Source organism: Zwartia hollandica, from assembly GCF_019923725.1.
GTDB classification, from domain to species: Bacteria; Pseudomonadota; Gammaproteobacteria; order Burkholderiales; family Burkholderiaceae_B; genus Zwartia; species Zwartia hollandica.
Genome location: NZ_JAHXRI010000007.1, coordinates 92,754 through 108,554 on the forward strand (window position 1 = coordinate 92,754; position 15,801 = coordinate 108,554).

11 protein-coding genes, 1 tRNA gene and 1 pseudogene are annotated in these 15,801 nt (G+C 53.4%); 2 read left to right on the forward strand and 11 right to left on the reverse strand.

The window, feature by feature from the left end; all coding sequences use genetic code 11:
- From infB to scpB, 5 genes and pseudogenes are all read right to left on the reverse strand, one after another.
- Entirely contained in the window at positions 1 to 2,859 is a 2,859-nt protein-coding gene (infB, locus tag KZZ10_RS08555; protein ID WP_259661100.1) for a translation initiation factor IF-2, read from the reverse strand.
- Between the two features lie 64 nt (positions 2,860 to 2,923).
- Positions 2,924 to 4,399, reverse strand: coding sequence for a transcription termination factor NusA (gene nusA, locus KZZ10_RS08560; RefSeq protein WP_259661101.1), 1,476 nt, complete (start codon positions 4,397 to 4,399; stop codon positions 2,924 to 2,926).
- Entirely contained in the window at positions 4,396 to 4,893 is a 498-nt protein-coding gene (gene rimP / locus KZZ10_RS08565) for a ribosome maturation factor RimP (protein WP_259661102.1), read from the reverse strand. The genes nusA and rimP overlap by 4 nt, the downstream gene beginning before the upstream one ends.
- Positions 4,894 to 5,126: 233 nt before the next feature.
- Positions 5,127 to 6,923 carry a pseudouridine synthase gene (locus KZZ10_RS08570; RefSeq protein WP_259661103.1) on the reverse strand — a complete coding sequence of 599 codons (1,797 nt, stop codon included), beginning with the start codon at positions 6,921 to 6,923 and terminating at the stop codon, positions 5,127 to 5,129.
- 170 nt (positions 6,924 to 7,093) lie between these two features.
- Positions 7,094 to 7,579 (reverse strand): annotated as a pseudogene (scpB, locus tag KZZ10_RS08575) (SMC-Scp complex subunit ScpB); the annotation flags it as partial.
- 278 nt (positions 7,580 to 7,857) lie between these two features.
- Between scpB and KZZ10_RS08580 the strand changes: the two are divergent.
- A tRNA-Met gene (locus KZZ10_RS08580) sits at positions 7,858 to 7,934 on the forward strand.
- Positions 7,935 to 8,411: 477 nt separating this feature from the next.
- On the opposite strand, the gene KZZ10_RS08585 is transcribed toward KZZ10_RS08580, so the two are convergent.
- The 3 genes from KZZ10_RS08585 to KZZ10_RS08595 all read right to left on the reverse strand — a co-directional run bounded on the left by KZZ10_RS08585 (position 8,412) and on the right by KZZ10_RS08595 (position 12,236).
- A complete protein-coding gene (locus tag KZZ10_RS08585) occupies positions 8,412 to 9,080 on the reverse strand; it encodes a hypothetical protein (protein WP_259661104.1) in 669 nt (222 codons plus the stop codon).
- Positions 9,080 to 9,874: an enoyl-CoA hydratase/isomerase family protein gene (locus KZZ10_RS08590; protein ID WP_259661105.1), complete on the reverse strand. Its 795-nt coding sequence runs from the start codon at positions 9,872 to 9,874 to the stop codon at positions 9,080 to 9,082. The genes KZZ10_RS08585 and KZZ10_RS08590 overlap by 1 nt, the downstream gene beginning before the upstream one ends.
- A 61-nt stretch (positions 9,875 to 9,935) precedes the next feature.
- A complete protein-coding gene (locus KZZ10_RS08595; protein ID WP_259661106.1) occupies positions 9,936 to 12,236 on the reverse strand; it encodes an acyl-CoA dehydrogenase family protein in 2,301 nt (766 codons plus the stop codon).
- Between the two features lie 152 nt (positions 12,237 to 12,388).
- Here KZZ10_RS08595 and KZZ10_RS08600 point away from each other — a divergent pair, with 152 nt between their 5' ends.
- Positions 12,389 to 13,084: a nitroreductase gene (locus tag KZZ10_RS08600; RefSeq protein WP_259661107.1), complete on the forward strand. Its 696-nt coding sequence runs from the start codon at positions 12,389 to 12,391 to the stop codon at positions 13,082 to 13,084.
- A gap of 26 nt (positions 13,085 to 13,110) precedes the next feature.
- On the opposite strand, the gene KZZ10_RS08605 is transcribed toward KZZ10_RS08600, so the two are convergent.
- Genes KZZ10_RS08605 through KZZ10_RS08615 form a run of 3 tightly spaced genes read right to left on the reverse strand, consistent with a single transcriptional unit; the run spans position 13,111 to position 15,799 of the window.
- Positions 13,111 to 14,004, reverse strand: coding sequence for an isocitrate lyase/PEP mutase family protein (locus KZZ10_RS08605; RefSeq protein WP_259661108.1), 894 nt, complete (start codon positions 14,002 to 14,004; stop codon positions 13,111 to 13,113).
- Entirely contained in the window at positions 14,001 to 14,519 is a 519-nt protein-coding gene (locus KZZ10_RS08610; protein ID WP_259661109.1) for a LeuD/DmdB family oxidoreductase small subunit, read from the reverse strand. Before KZZ10_RS08610 ends, KZZ10_RS08605 begins: the two co-directional genes overlap by 4 nt.
- Positions 14,516 to 15,799 carry an aconitase/3-isopropylmalate dehydratase large subunit family protein gene (locus KZZ10_RS08615; protein ID WP_259661110.1) on the reverse strand — a complete coding sequence of 428 codons (1,284 nt, stop codon included), beginning with the start codon at positions 15,797 to 15,799 and terminating at the stop codon, positions 14,516 to 14,518. The genes KZZ10_RS08610 and KZZ10_RS08615 overlap by 4 nt, the downstream gene beginning before the upstream one ends.
- Between the last annotated feature and the right edge of the window lie 2 nt (positions 15,800 to 15,801).

Sequence of the window (15,801 nt, forward strand, 5' to 3'; positions counted from 1 at the left end):
TTAAAGCGTGCGGGCCACTTCCCTGATTTCAAAGATCTCAAGCTGATCGCCGACTTGCAGGTCGTTGTTACCACGAAGTGTTACGCCGCAATCAAAGCCAGACTTCACTTCGCGCACATCATCCTTGAATCGACGCAAGGACTCCATATGGCCGGTCCAGTGCACAACGTTGTTGCGCAACAGACGCACCTGAGAGTCACGACGCACCAAGCCATCGGTCACCATGCAACCGGCGACGGTACCAATACGCGAAATCGTGTAGACCTCGCGAATCTCGACCATACCAATGATTTCTTCGCGCTTCTCTGGCGCAAGCATTCCCGACATGGCCAGCTTGACCTCGTCGACTGCGTCATAAATGATGTTGTAGTAACGAATATCTACGCCGTTGGCTTCTGCGAGTTTCTTCGAGCTTGCATCCGCACGAACGTTAAAGCCGATCATGACTGCACCGGACGCAATCGCCAAGTTGACGTCGCTCTCAGAGATACCGCCTACCGCTGCATGCACAACTTGTATGCGCACCTCTTCGGTTGACAGCTTTACAAGCGATTGCACCAACGCTTCTTGCGAGCCCTGCACGTCCGTCTTCACAATCAAGGACAGCGTTTGTGAACCCTCGGCGATAGTTTCAAACATCGATTCGAGCTTAGCGGCCTGTTGACGTGCCAATTTAACGTCGCGGAACTTACCTTGACGGAAAAGTGCGATTTCACGCGCACGACGCTCATCAGCCAGAGACATCACTTCATCACCGGCCGCTGGCACCTCGGTCAAACCCTGGATTTCAACGGGAATCGACGGACCAGCAGATTGGATTGGCTTGCCATTTTCGTCAAGCATGGCGCGCACGCGACCGTAGCTAGCACCGGCTAGCACGACGTCACCACGATGTAAGGTACCGCTTTGCACGAGGATTGTCGCCACAGGACCGCGGCCTTTATCTAGACGCGCCTCGATCACGATACCTTTTGCAGGTGCGTCGATCGCTGCCTTCAGTTCCAAAACTTCTGCCTGCAGCAACACGTTTTCTAGCAGTGCATCGATACCTTGCCCAGTCTTTGCCGATACCGAAATGAAAGGAACATCGCCGCCGTATTCTTCAGGAACAACCTCTTCTACGACCAATTCTTGCTTGACGCGCTCGGGGTTCGCTTCTGGTTTGTCAATTTTGTTGACCGCAACCACAAGCGGAACGCCTGCTGCCTTCGCATGGTGAATAGCTTCTTTTGTTTGCGGCATGACACCATCGTCAGCTGCCACAACCAAAATCACAATGTCAGTCGCCTTCGCACCACGTGCGCGCATCGCCGTGAAGGCCTCATGGCCTGGTGTGTCGAGGAAGGTCACCATGCCACGTTCGGTTTGAACGTGGTAAGCACCAATGTGTTGTGTAATGCCACCGGCTTCGCCCGAGGCGACTTTGGCACGACGAATATAGTCGAGCAATGAAGTCTTTCCGTGGTCAACGTGGCCCATCACAGTCACCACTGGTGCACGTGGCATCAGCTGAACATCTTCGTGAGGTGCGTCCTCGTCGAGGAAAGCTTCCGGATCGTCAAGCTTCGCAGCGATTGCCTTATGACCGAGCTCTTCGACCACGATCATCGCGGTCTCTTGATCAAGCACTTGGTTAATCGTGACCATCTGACCCAATTGCATCAGATGCTTAATAACCTCTCCCGCTTTAATCGACATTTTGTGCGCAAGGTCAGCCACGCTAATCGTTTCTGGCACATGGATTTCACGTGCAATAAATTCAATAGGTGCTGGCTCGCGGTTGTCTGCCTGTGCATTGTTTGCACCGCGTCCGCCCTTCCTGCCACCCGACTTACTCTTACCACCAGCACGCCAACCCTCACGCCCAGGAGCAGCAGGCGCATCGCGCTTCTCTGCCGGCTTCTTGCGGGAAGCATCGTCCGACCAAGTCGAGGCGATTTCGCCTGACTTCAGCGTCTTTTTGCCTGGGGTATCTACGGCGCCTTCTTTTTTAGCGGCTTTGGCGCCAGCAGGCTTGTGTAGCGTGCCAGATAAAGTGGCAGGATCGGGTTCAGCACGCTGCACTTTACGCGGCTTGTTGAGCATATCGCGTAAAGCGGCAGCCTCAGCTTCAGAAGCACGTCGCGCCTCATCGCGAACGCCTGCGTCTCCTTCAAGGTGAGCAGGTGTCACAGCGCGACCGCGCAAGGATTTCGGAGCGGTTTTAGTAGAATCAGTGCTCGATTCGATGGCAGCTTGCTCAGCTGGTGTCTCTGTTACCAAGGAGGACTCAGCTACTGGGGCAGCAGCAACAGGCTCAACCACGACCTCTGGAGCACTCACCACTTCCGGTGCAACATCCACGGGCGCCACCTCAACCGCAACAGGCTCAGCTGGGACAACCTGCGCCTGAGGAACGATCTCCGGCACCTGCACAGGCACCACAGCCTCGGCAGTCGGAGTCGCTGGTATCTCGGCAGCTTGCTCAACAGTACGAGGCGCCTCAACCGGAGCTGCTTCCGCAATGGGAGCAACGACTTGCGCAGCGATCGGCGCCACCGGCGCAACATCGACGGCTTCAGGCGTATCGCGCTTAACAAACACACGCTTTTTACGAACTTCTACTTGAATGGTGCGCGACTTCCCTGAACCATCAGCCTGACGAATCTCAGTAGTCTGCCTGCGAGTGAGCGTAATTTTCTTACCCTCAGTGGCACCATGCGAACGGCGCAGAGACTCGAGCAGTCGAGCTTTGTCGCCGTCCGTGACATTATCGTCCACCGATTTGAGATCGACGCCTGCTCCACGCAACTGCTCAAGCAGTACGTTGGCAGGCATTTTCAATTCGATAGCGAACTGGGCGACTGTGTTACTCGACATTAGACTCTCTCTTACCTATTTACAGCGTTACAACTTCAGGTGTACTTCAAGGCGGTAGAGCGCACTAGTTCTCAAACCAATGTGCGCGCGCCGCCATAATAATCTCGCTTGCAGCAGACTCTTCCAATCCGGTCAGCTCTGCCAACTCATCAGTTGCCAACTCTGCCAAATCATCACGTGTATTCACATTTGCGGCTGCCAATTTCGCAATCAACTCAGGAGTCATGCCCTCAAGCGTAAACAAATCTTGCGCTGTTTCAACACGCTCTTCTTGAGCAATCGCCTCTGTGAGCAGGGCATTACGCGCACGAGTGCGAAGTTCGTTAATCGTATCTTCGTCAAACGATTCGATTTCCAACAGTTCTTGCATCGGCACGTAAGCGATCTCTTCGAGACCAGTAAACCCTTCATCAATCAAAATGTCAGCAACCTCTTCGTCAACATCCAAGCGCGACATGAAGGTAGCGCGCAACGACGCCCGCTCTGACTCTTGACGGTTCTGACTTTCTTCTGGCGTCATGATATTGATCTGCCAACCAGTCAGTTCAGAGGCCAAACGTACGTTTTGACCTTTTGAACCAATCGCTTTGGGAAGATTTTCTTCATCAACCACAACATCCATGGCATGCCGGTCTTCGTCGACCACAATAGACTCGACGTTTGCCGGAGCCAGTGCGCCGATTACGAACTCTGCAGGGTCGTCCGACCACAAGACAATATCAACTTGCTCGCCGCCGAGTTCATTACGCACTGCCGTCACGCGTGAACCACGCATACCGACGCATGTACCAATAGGATCAATGCGCTTGTCGTACGCGACCACCGCAATCTTGGCTCGAACGCCTGGGTCACGTGCAGCACCTTTAATCTCTAACAAGCCCTGCTCAATCTCTGGGACTTCATTTTCAAATAACTGTTGAATGAACTCCGGAGCCGAGCGTGACAAAATCACTTGCTGGCCGCGTGCCGTACGATCAATTTTCAATACCCATGCGCGCACACGATCACCAACCCGAAGGTTTTCTTTGGGGATCATCTCGCTGCGCGGCAAACGGGCTTCTATCTTGCCGGTTTCGACAATGACATCGCCCTTATCCATGCGCTTAATCGAACCAGAGACAATGGTCTCGCCGCGATCGAGGAAATCATTGAGGATCTGCTCGCGCTCGGCATCGCGAATACGCTGCAGAATGGCTTGCTTGGCTGCCTGAGCGCCAATACGACCAAACTCGATCGGCTCAAGCGCCTCTTCGATGTACTCGCCCACTTCAATATCGGAGACGATTTCTTGCGCATCCGACAGCATTTCTTGTTGATCAGGCTCTTGCAGGCCTAGCTCATCAGGCACAACGAGCCAACGGCGAAAGCCCTCATGATCGCCCGTTGTCCGATTCACTGACACACGGATATCCGCATCCTCTTTAAAGCGTTTTTTCATGGCCGAAGCCAAGGCGCCCTCAAGCGCATCAAACACCACGTCACGGGTCACGTTTTTTTCACGTGCCAACGCATCAACCAACAGAAGAATTTCGCGACTCATCGCTTTTTGCCCTTGAAATCCAAGACCGGATCCAACTTGCCACGCTCTACGTCCGAAAACGCAAAGGCCACTTGTCGAACCTCACCTTTTTTTGCCTCAAACTCGATACCGAAAGGCTTAGACTGCACCTCGGCACCTGCTGTGCTGGCCGAACCGCTAAGGTCGATCAACACACCCGAAAAAACTTTTTGATTCTCTACAGCCTCGCGCAACTTCACTTCCACACGTTCACCAACAAACCGCTTGTAATCAGACTCTGTTTTGAGTGGCCGATCTACACCAGGCGAACCAACCTCAAGTCGGCGGTAATCGATGTTTTCTACCTCGAATACTCGCGACAAATGTTTGGAGACCTGTTCACAATCTTCGATGCGTACGCCTTCAGGGCGATCGATCGTGACGCGCAACAAACCCAATGCGCCACGTTCAATATCGATAAATTCGATATCCATTGATGCAAGAGACTGCTGCGTTAGAGTAAAAAGATCTGCCATACACTCAAAAAAAATGGGCTGAATAACAGCCCATTTACAACCAGTTAAGACTTAACTACGGCGCCTGGACCGAGTAGCGTTACGCTCTCAAGGTCCGACCTGCAGCACCGCACACAAACCCTGCCAAAAGCTTATTTGCGCACAAAAGTAAATACGCATTAGCCCATGATTCTAGCATGAAAACGACAATTTTTCTTGTCGTGGCAATCATTTAGCGGATTACCTACCCGCACTTAACGATCCCCCCTGGACGACTTCGTGAAGCCCAATCGAGACTCGTGCGCTGACGCTCCTTTGGGCTGCCAGTCATCCCCCTTTGGCCCAGACCCAGGTTTTCCTGCGTTTCCCTTAGGCCCCGATCGCCCTTGTCCGCCCGGCTTACCTGGACCTCTCGGACCTCCGGCTCCCTTGGGGGGCCGTGCACCTGCTCCGCCAGGGGCTCCACCGCCGCTTGGACCACGCGGGCGTGAGCCCTCAGGACGCGGGCCACTCGAAGCTAGAGGCTGTGACTCACCCGCTGCACCTGTCTGACCAGCGCCCGGGCGTCCGCTAGGTCTACCGCCTGGACGTCCTCTTGCGCCCGCTTTGGGACCAGGTCCTGCCTGCCCTCCTGAACGACCGCCCGGTCGCGCATTAGGCCCCCCTGGCTTACCCGAGCGACCTCCGCGTCCCGCTCCCTGCCCTCCTGTGGGATGACCATTGGCATAGCCTCCAGTCACGGTCAACACCGTTGGTGCCGACTCAGTGGGGTGAGCGAACGGTGCGGGTTTGCCAGAGCGTCCACCCTGAACATTACCGCGTCGCCCCATACGTGCACCATGGCTACCGTTGCGGTCCATCGTGCCGAAGCCCGGCGGCAAGGCACTGTCGTGCGAGGTCGGCTGCTTTGGGGCGCGCGAGCGACCATCACCGGACTCATCGTCATCACGCAATAAACCAACCTGTAACATCAAGGCGCTGACAAGCTTCGGATCCAACTCCTCCCAACGGCCACGACGTAGTGTTGTGGGCAAAACAATGTCACCAAAGCGCGTACGAATCAAGCGGCTCACTGTCAAGCCCACCGACTCGAACATACGACGTACTTCCCGATTACGCCCTTCATTCAGGGTCACACGATACCAACGATTACTGCCCTCGCCACCAAGGAACTCAATCATGCCAAAGCTCGCAGGACCGTCGTCAAGCACCACGCCATCTAACAACGATTGGCGCTGTTGCGGACCGAGCTCTCCGAGAACCCGCACCGCGTACTCGCGCTCGTTGCCGTAACGAGGATGTAGCAGCCGGTTCGACAGATCACCCGATGTCGTCAGAATCAACAGCCCTTCGGTATTTAGATCGAGACGCCCGACCGACAGCCACTTACCGACCTTCATCTTGGGTAAGCGCGCAAAAACATTCGCACGACCACCGGGATCGTCATGGCTCACAATCTCACCTGCAGGCTTGTGATACAAAATCACGCGCGGCGGTTTTTTAGTGTTAGTGCGCGTAATAGGCCTACCGTTTACCCGCACCAAGTCGTTGGGCCCTACGCGCTGACCAATGTGCGCCGGCTCACCATTGACCGATACACGACCAGCGATAATGAGCTCCTCCATCTCGCGCCGCGAACCAATGCCAGCATCTGCCAAAAGCTTGTGCAGCTTGGGCATCAACAGGTCACTGTTCAAGTATTTATTTAGGCGCTGCTCACTACGATCAGCACCACTCAAATAGGCCAGCGCCTCTTGAGCCTCTTTCTCGGCTTGCACGGGATCGCCCATATCGACCGTATCGGCTTGATCCTGTGCTTCACCGGTTGCAATGTCCGCTTCCACACTTTTTACAGTTGCCGCAGAATCACCCCCCTCCACCGCTTCTGGGGACTCACTGCGCCGACGCCTAAAAGGCGTGCGTAATTTGCGTCCACGAGGCTTTGCGGGTGAGGCAGCTGTGCCCTCTTGAGCGTCTTGTGAAGCGGAGACCTGCTCAGGCTGTGGGACTGATGCCTGGCTGTCAGGATGCTCGGTATTCGAATTAGTCACTTGGACTCCAGGTTTGATGGGGGCACTGACGGAGGAACTGCAGTTTCTGACGACATCACGCCTTGCTCATCAGCTGGCGCTTCTAAATCGAGGGGCAAGGAATCAACTGCATCCAAACTTTGCTCACCACTTTCCGTAGACAACATTTTGCTAGCCGCCATACCTGACTCAAGCGTGAGTGATTGCAACGCTTCACTAATCTCCGCCTCCCCTAGCGCGGGTAACTCGTCAAGCGCACGCAAGCCTAAGTCGTCCAAAAACTGCCGAGTCGTGCCAAGCAAACCGGGCCGACCTGGACCGTCGCGATGACCGATGACTTCGACCCAACCACGATCTTCCAACGTTTTAATGATCTGAGACGAAACGGTCACACCGCGAATATCTTCAATATCACCGCGTGTGACGGGTTGGCGCCAGGCAATGATGGCAAGCGTCTCCATTACTGCACGCGAATACTTAGGCACACGCTCTGGGCTCAAACGTTCAAGATGTCGTTGCATTGCTGCACGGCTCTGAAACCGCCAACCGCTCGCGAGCTCCACGAGTTCCATCCCGCGATCAAGCCAAATTTGCTGTAAGTCCTCGAGCAGTCGCGTCAACTGCGCTGCAGTAAAGGAGGGCTCATCAAATAACTTGACCAACTCATTCAAGGGCATCGGCACTGAGGCGCACAGCAATGCGGTCTCAAGAACTTTTTCTGCATGCAGAAGAACTTCCGGATCAACCTCAACGACCTGCACCAATTCCGATGCCGCAACTGGGTCAGACTCAATACTTTGTAAGGCAGACGTTTCGGCTGCGCCACCTTCTGGCTGTTCATGACTGTTGTCATGATTATTGTCATGCTGACCATTCATAAGTCTTTCATTTCCTGTTAAGCGCTGTAGGCAACTTGTTCTAAAGCGGTATGTACGCTATACTTCTTTTCTTCAGACGCGGGGTGGAGCAGTCTGGCAGCTCGTCGGGCTCATAACCCGAAGGTCGTAGGTTCAAATCCTGCCCCCGCAACCAAATACAACTGGTCGATCGCTTTTGGCGCTCGGCCAGTTTTATTTTGTGTGTCTCGTCTAGCCGTCAATTGAATATTTATCTCATTGGATCGCTGCGCATCGAACCCAACCACAGAATTGACTCGTAACAGGTGAGGTCTTAAAGGACACACACTAGATGTCTCGGTCAGATCGGAGCAATTGAATCGTTACGGTTTGAACTCGGGCCACACGCAGAGCGTTTAAGGCTAACGCCAAAGATTGCGCAGTGTAAATAAATTGGCAATCTGGCTGTACTTAATTCATATGCATTTTTATTGCGGCGCAGGCATTTACTACTTGCACTTACGCTTCCATCTCGCATCTTAAACTGTTTGGTGCGAGGAACTCGTTGCGACACCTCCACAACCAGTGCGATTAAGTGTAACGCACTCCCCCTCCAACCTCAAGCTATTTGACCCGCACTGAGGCAATTTCCCAACTATAGAGGCTTTCCTGATTAAGGTAACAAGCGCATATCAGCGGCGAGCGTGTCGGAAAAACACCGTACAACACCAATTTCCGGCGCAGCTGCAGCGATCGTGTCGCGAATAGCCTCAAAAGCAGCCTCAAACCTTACCCGCTCGCAGCCAACGGGTTGACTCACCACCACAGAACGAATCACTCCGCCCACTTGGGACACTCGCGCAGCAGGACCCGGCGTGTCCAACAAGACGCTATTCAAGCGTTGGGCGTCGAACTCCGCTGGCTCGACAACCCATAGGGTGGCGTGATGCACAAAACGCTGTCCCAAAAAAGGAGTGTGTCTCAACGTCTGCCGCAGTTGTTCAACACGAATCGTGTCCGTATCGATCAACACTCGCTCAAGCCGCTCTCCTCTGCTGGACAACGCGCTCAAAAAAATACGACGCAGCGCGTCACCCAAGCCACTCCCCAAGCCACAACAAAGGCAGTCCCCCTCGTTCGCTCCCATCGCTCCATCAAACCATTGAACGACGTGACCATCAAAAGCACTGAGGGACTCTGGGCTTTGCGCCAACAATGTAAAAAAGCGCGTCGGCAACTGCCTCAACAAGCGGCTGACAAGCGCACGCCTCGCAAAAGTCTGTGTTCCACAAACCAGAACGAGAGGAACGCGTGCGTGCCCGCTGGAGGAAGAAAAATACATTAATCCAGTGCGCTAGGCCACTTGAATGCCGAGGGCTTTTTATTTAAAAAACGCTGCACCGCGTCTGTATGCCATTGACTAGTGCGCGCTACCGCTTGCCCATCAGCTTCAATATCCATCATGACTTCCAATGAGCTATTTAACGAAGCGTTGAAAGCGCGCTTGGTCATCGCAAGCGCCGCCGGTGCCGCCTGTGCAAAACAATCTGCCATCTGTTGTGCACGCTCCAGTACCCGCCCTTCGGGCAGCACCTCTAGCACGATCCCCAAATCTCGCGCTTCTTGCGCACTCAACTCTCGTGCCGAAAACGCCAGTTCCTTCGCGCGTTGCAGTCCGACGACGCGAGGTAAGGTATAGAACGCGGCACAATCAGGAATCAAGCCAAGCTTCATAAACGAAAGGCAAAAACGACTGCTCGGTGCAGCCAAAATAATATCCGCTGTGAGCGCCAAGCTAAAGCCTGCACCGTAGGCCGCGCCCTCAACTGCAGAGATGACGGGGATCTCCAGCCTGAGCAGGGTCTCAATCCAGGAAAGATAGTCATGCCGCATCCGATGTCGACCATCCTCAGGACTCAACGTACCGGCCCCCATCACACTGATATCACCACCGGCACAAAAGGTCGCGCCTGCACCGGTGATAATCAGCGCCCGTAAGTCGCGTTGGCGCGGCATTGATGCCACGACCTCTTTTAGCTCCTCGCGCATCACCGCATCAATCGCGTTTTTTCGGTGCGGACGATTAAGGGTCAACGTGCCGACACCCGCGCGTACTTCGTATTGAATCGTTTCCAAAATCTCTCCTGTTTAGTTCGCCTCCTTTTCGGAGAGCGCATTTTTTATGCTCGAACCGCTCTTAGTCCGGCAACTTCAGTACATGCTTAGCCAGAATTTCTTTCTGCACTTCTGTGCTGCCACCATAAATCGTGGAGGGTATTGAGTTCAGCATAATCGCTGGCACATTTAATCCAGCAGGAGACAACTCGGTATTAAAGCCCGAGGCGCCATGCTCCTGCGCATACTCGACCATCAGCGCGCAAATTCGTTGATAAGTATCTGTACCCCAGATTTTCAGCAGAGAAACACTAGGGGGCAACACATCTCCGCGCTTCACCATCTCGGCATAATGTGTATAGCCTGACACCTGATCAGCAACATCCAGCATTAATTCGGCATAGCGCGAAACAAAAACGGCATCGGAGAAAAGCTCCAGATGTTCAGCCATGGCTGTGAGTTGACTCATCGCGTAGCGTGACTGTTTCGGGCTGCCGAGAAAAATCCTTTCAAAGCCCAAAAGCGTCTTGGCAATGGTCCAGCCTTGGTTTAACTCTCCTACAAGGTTATCGACAGGCACGCGAACATTATCGAAAAAAACCTCGCAAAACTCTTCATAACCCACAATGTCTTTAATCGGTCTGATCGTAATCCCAGGCGTCGCTAAATCAATCAACAAAAAACTAATACCCGCTTGTTTTTTTGCTTCTTTATCCGTACGCACCAGAGCGAACATATGCGTGGCATCTTGCGCCAAGGTCGTCCAGATTTTCTGACCGTTCACGACAAACACATCACCATCTTGAACCGCCTCAGTCCGCAGTGAAGCCAAGTCAGAGCCAGCACCAGGCTCCGAATAACCTTGACACCAGATGTGCTCTCCAGCAATGATTTTCGGCAGAAATTTCTGTTGTTGTGCCGCACTCCCGCGCTGTATTAAGAGCGGACCAATCATGACAACCCCCATATCCGGCGCACGTGCTACCCCGTACTGTTCCTGCTCTTCCACATACGCAATCATCTTTTCTGGCGACAGACCCATTCCTCCAAAATGCTTGGGCCACGCTGGGGCGACCCAACCTTGACGCGACAACGTCATATACCAATCTTTGATCTCATGCCAGTGCAGACGACGTGGGACGTTGCGCAAAGTCTCGGGGTAGTTTGTTGAATAGAAGCTGCGTAGCATCTGACGAAAATCTTTTTCTGACATCGCGTCCCAGTCGGCCTGCGACGGAAACTCTGTTGTTGTAACTTGTGCGGTCGTCGAGGACTCGGGTGCAGTCTGTTGAAAGAAGCGCATACGATGTCCATTTAAATTTCCAAGCTGCGCAGACAGTTTGAGCGTTCGCTTGTAATACAAGCCAATATCGCACTCATCTGTAAAACCCATCGCGCCATGGAACTGAATCGCCATCCGGGTCACTAACAACGCGGCGTAAACAGTACGAGACTTTGCTCTGCTTGCTAAAGCAGAAAGCGCCCCACCCAGCTCTATTTGAGTAAGGACATCCTCAACACAAGAGGCGGACAACTCGACTTGAATATATGCATCGACTGCGCGATGCTTAAGCGCCTGAAAACTGCCTATCGCTTGGCCAAACTGTTTGCGGGTTCCAAGATAGTCGATTGTCTGACTCAACGCCTTTCTCATCACGCCCAGTAGTTCAGCGGACTGTATGACGCGCGCTCGATCGTTTGCAACATCGACAAGAGCAAGCGCATCCTTACCTCGCAACAAAACATTGTCTGTGGGCACAGCGACATTCATTAGCTTCAAGGTACAGGTGGGTAGACCATCCGCCCCGCGGAGCTCTTCACACACAAGTCCCCTCGAATCAGAAGGCACCCACACAAGTACAGGCTCAGACTGCTGCATCGCCAAGACAATCCAGCCATCTGCTCCATTCGACGGGCTGACAAAAGACTTATTTCCCGACAGGCAAAGCATGTCGTTCTGCACGACACTCTTCGCTGTGAGCACTTCTAGCGCTTGCATCTGCCCTAGTTTCTCTTGCCAAGCGAGTCCGGCCACACAAGAGCCACTCACTAGCTGCTCGAGCAACTGACTGCGCAAGGCGCTCGGCGGTACTCCCATCAAAACGGTAGCAACCTGCACTGCACCAGCGATATAAGGCTCGGGTAACAGCGCCTGACCAACCTCTTGCGCGATCGCAGACATTTCCCGCAAGCCTAATCCGAGTCCGCCCTCGTCCTCAGAAACCAAAATGCCCAGCCACCCAGCATTGGCGAGCTCTTGCCATGCCACACGATCAAACCCGACATCCGCGTCGCGTAAACGGCGCAAGCGCTCAATCGCCCCATTGCGACTTAACAAGTCACGCGCGCTGTCACTAAATGCCTGCATCGCCGTAGCACTCATCGAGAATCTCCCTTATTGTTTGACTCGATTGTATGGGTTTACAAAAAATTGGCAAAGATAACGCTGAAAGTGCCAAAACGCCGCACAGACATGTGGCAATGCGGCAAAATAGCCAACTCAATGATTACCAATGATGCAAAGAAGGCACCCCAATGATTAAAAATACTCAACAGCAAATCGTGGACGACGCCATGATCTCCCGTCACTCGATGCGCGCCTTTTTACCGACGCCCGTCCCTCGGGAAGAAATTGAAAAAATGTTTGAGGTTGCAGCGCGTGCGCCATCTGGCTCAAACACCCAACCGTGGAAGGCGTATGTCTTGACCGGAGAGATCAAGGATCGCTTGTCCAATGCCATTCTCGACATTTACAACGACAAGACTCGCTTCGAAGCTTTAAAAGAAGACTACCGCTACTACCCCACCGAGTGGGAATCTCCTTACATTGATCGTCGCCGTAAAGTTGGCCTAGCCCTTTATAAATTATTGGGTCTTGGCCGTGACGACAAAGCTGGAATGCACGCACAACACGGCAAGAACTATACGTTTTTCGGTGCGCCTGTTGGAATCATTTTTACGATTGAACGAAAAATGAATACCGGATCTTGGCTAGATTTTGGCTGTTTCCTGCAAAGCTTTATGGTGGCGGCTCGCGGTCGCAATCTTGACACCTGCGCGCAAGCTGCCTTTAATCGTTTCCATCCCACCATACGTCAGATAGTTGGAATCCCTGAGGACGAAATTGTGATGTGTGGGCTCGCCCTCGGCGTAGCCGACATGAGCAAAATTGAAAACTCCCTGATTAGCGAGCGCGAGCCTGTGTCAAACTTCGTGAAATTTCTTGCTTGAGCATCGCGCTTAACGAGTACGTCAGCTTAACGGTCGAAGCGTTTTTCCCACGCTTCAATCTCATCGATGCCTAGCGCCGCGTTGTACTGGGCGGAGTTAAACATCTGCCCAGAAAAACCCTGCATATTTCCCTCTTTGGACAAATGGCCCAAGGCTGCAGTCATTGCAAAACCAAAAGCACCTCGAGCCATTGCGGGATAAATACCAAGGTCAATTCCGGCAGCTTTCATCATCTCAAACGATAGCCCTGCTAAAGCACCACCGCTATCCATATTCACGACAACAGGAACACGCACCGCCGCCTTGATTGCTGCGATGTCTTCCATGAGCGAGGGGCTCGCCTTGAGCTCAACAAATACAGCATCAGCGCCCTCTTGTTCGAAAGCGCGTGCCCTGCGAATCGCTTCCGATAAACCAAGCGCCCCTGCAGAATCGGTACGCGCGATCAAAACAAACTCGGGATCAGAGCGTGCGGCACTGGCCGCAGCGATTTTTGATACCGCTTCATCGAACTCCAAGACGGAACGATCACCAGGCATTTGCGCACAACGCTTAGGCGAAATCTGATCTTCCATATGAATGGCAGCGACACCAGCCGCTTCGAACTCAGCAATTGTGCGTCGAACGTTTACCACATTACCGTAACCGGTGTCCGCATCGCAAATGAGCGGAATACTCACAGACCCCGAAACACGACGTGCGTGATCTGTCATCAGCGTCAAGTCGATTAAGCCGACATCTGGACGCCCGAGCAGGCTCGCGGATACACCGTTCCCCGTCATATAGACCGCCGAAAAACCAGCCTGCTCCACCAGTCGTGCACCGTAGCCGTCATAAATCCCGGGCGCACGCACGGCCTGAGCTCTCGTTAACAGTTCACGCAAAGCACGGCGCTTTTGCGTTGCAGTTACAGTTGTCATGCAAACTTCCAATCAGGGTATTTTTTTAGAAAAGGAATGAGACCACCTAACGACAAAATCGCCAGGATCTCCGATGGCAAGCGATGCGCCTGCTGTATGCGTTGACCTGCAGCGATAAGCTCGCCGGTCCCAAAATCAATGTTGATGGTTTGACCAGCAAGGATCTGATCTGTGTCGCACTCAAAGACTGGCAAGCCATTATTGATCGCGTTACGAAAAAACTGTCTGCCGAAAGATTTGGCAACAACCGCTCGAATTTTCATTGCATGCAATACATGCGTAGCCTGCTCCCGCGACGAATTGATTCCAAAATGGTGGCCCGCCACCAAAATACCGCCTCCGTTTGCACCCACATGAGCGGCAAGCTCAGGCGAAAGTTGCTCAAAGGCGTGCTGCGCAACATAAGCAGCATCCTTTCCTGGCAAGTACTTATTGGAACAATGTATGTCTGTATTGACATCATTGCCTAAAACAAAACCAAGCCCTGACACCTGTAATGTATGCGTGGCCATCATGCAACGGCCCTCCATGTTCCGCCCACCACATCACGCGGATCGGTGATGTAGCCAGTCAAGGCTGAGGCGGCAACGGTTGCGGCGGACCCCAACCAGATATCCGCATTCTTGTTACTCAACCGCCCCTTGAAGTTTCTGTTTGCTGTCGAGATAACGGTATCGCCATCGCCGGGAACCAGACGGTTCGTAATACCTACACAGGTACCGCAGCCTGCGGACTCAAAAGAGGCACCCGCCGTGGTCAGAACCTCAATGAGCCCCTCTCTTAGCGCGGCTAGGTATATTTGACGTGAGGCCGGAGTCACAATCATTCGCACGCCAGCGGCCAACTTCTTTCCCTTCAAGATGGACGCAGCCTGACGAATGTCGTCTAAGCGACCATTCGTGCAGGTACCGATCAACGCAAACTGAATTTTTTGACCCACAACCTCTGTGATGGCAACAATATCATCCACCTCATGTTTACGCGCGAGCTGCGGCGCTAAGCCAGAGACATCGAAATCAATTTGTTCAAGATACTGAGCGTCTGCATCAGCAAAAACGGGGGACGGCTCTTTTGCGCCGTGCGCTCGCAGCCATGCAAACGTTTTCTCGTCCGCCTCAAGAATAGCGGCCATTGCACCAAGCTCAGCGGCGTGGTTGCAAAGTGTCATGCGATCGTCGATATCCATTGCAGCGACAGCTTCTCCGACATATTCAATGGCAATATCGTTCAGACCCTCGGCACCAAAGCGCCCCAACATCGCGAGCGTGATGTCCTTAGCCCAGACGCCGGGTGCCAGGCGACCGCGCAAATTGATTCGAACCGTGTGGGGTACACGAAACCAAAGCTTGCTACTCATCATCACGGCCGATACATCCGTCCCTTCAATGCCCGTTCCTAGAGCATTGAAAGCTCCGTAGGTCACAGAGTGTGTGTCGGTGCCAACGACGAGATCCCCACAAGTCAAATGCCCGCCTTCGGGCAACACTTGATGGCAGATACCGTCGCCGATGTCATAAAGTTTGGTGCCACGCTCAGCGGCAAAGTTGCGCATTTCACTGTGGATTTGCGCGGCCTCCAAGCTCGGAGGTGGCGAGTAGTGATCAAGCACTAGTGCAGTATTTTTTGCGAACTGCAACGGCTGGTCGCCGAACTTGTCGATCATTTTGATGGTGTTGACTGCACGCGTGTCCGTCACCATCGCAAAATCGATATTTGCAACGACAACCTCGCCTGCGCTGACGCGATCGCGTCCCGCATGCTTGGCTAAAATCTTTTCAACAATCGTAGAGGGCATGA

Excerpts from the sequence above, each read along its gene's own strand:
- KZZ10_RS08600 (WP_259661107.1), top strand. The coding sequence starts at position 12,389 with ATGATTAAAAATACTCAACAGCAAATCGTGGACGACGCCATGATCTCC.
- nusA (WP_259661101.1), bottom strand. The coding sequence starts at position 4,399 with ATGAGTCGCGAAATTCTTCTGTTGGTTGATGCGTTGGCACGTGAAAAA.
- KZZ10_RS08595 (WP_259661106.1), bottom strand. The coding sequence starts at position 12,236 with ATGAGTGCTACGGCGATGCAGGCATTTAGTGACAGCGCGCGTGACTTG.
- infB (WP_259661100.1), bottom strand. The coding sequence starts at position 2,859 with ATGTCGAGTAACACAGTCGCCCAGTTCGCTATCGAATTGAAAATGCCT.
- KZZ10_RS08585 (WP_259661104.1), bottom strand. The coding sequence starts at position 9,080 with ATGTATTTTTCTTCCTCCAGCGGGCACGCACGCGTTCCTCTCGTTCTG.
- KZZ10_RS08615 (WP_259661110.1), bottom strand. The coding sequence starts at position 15,799 with ATGCCCTCTACGATTGTTGAAAAGATTTTAGCCAAGCATGCGGGACGC.
- KZZ10_RS08605 (WP_259661108.1), bottom strand. The coding sequence starts at position 14,004 with ATGACAACTGTAACTGCAACGCAAAAGCGCCGTGCTTTGCGTGAACTG.
- KZZ10_RS08610 (WP_259661109.1), bottom strand. The coding sequence starts at position 14,519 with ATGATGGCCACGCATACATTACAGGTGTCAGGGCTTGGTTTTGTTTTA.
- rimP (WP_259661102.1), bottom strand. The coding sequence starts at position 4,893 with ATGGCAGATCTTTTTACTCTAACGCAGCAGTCTCTTGCATCAATGGAT.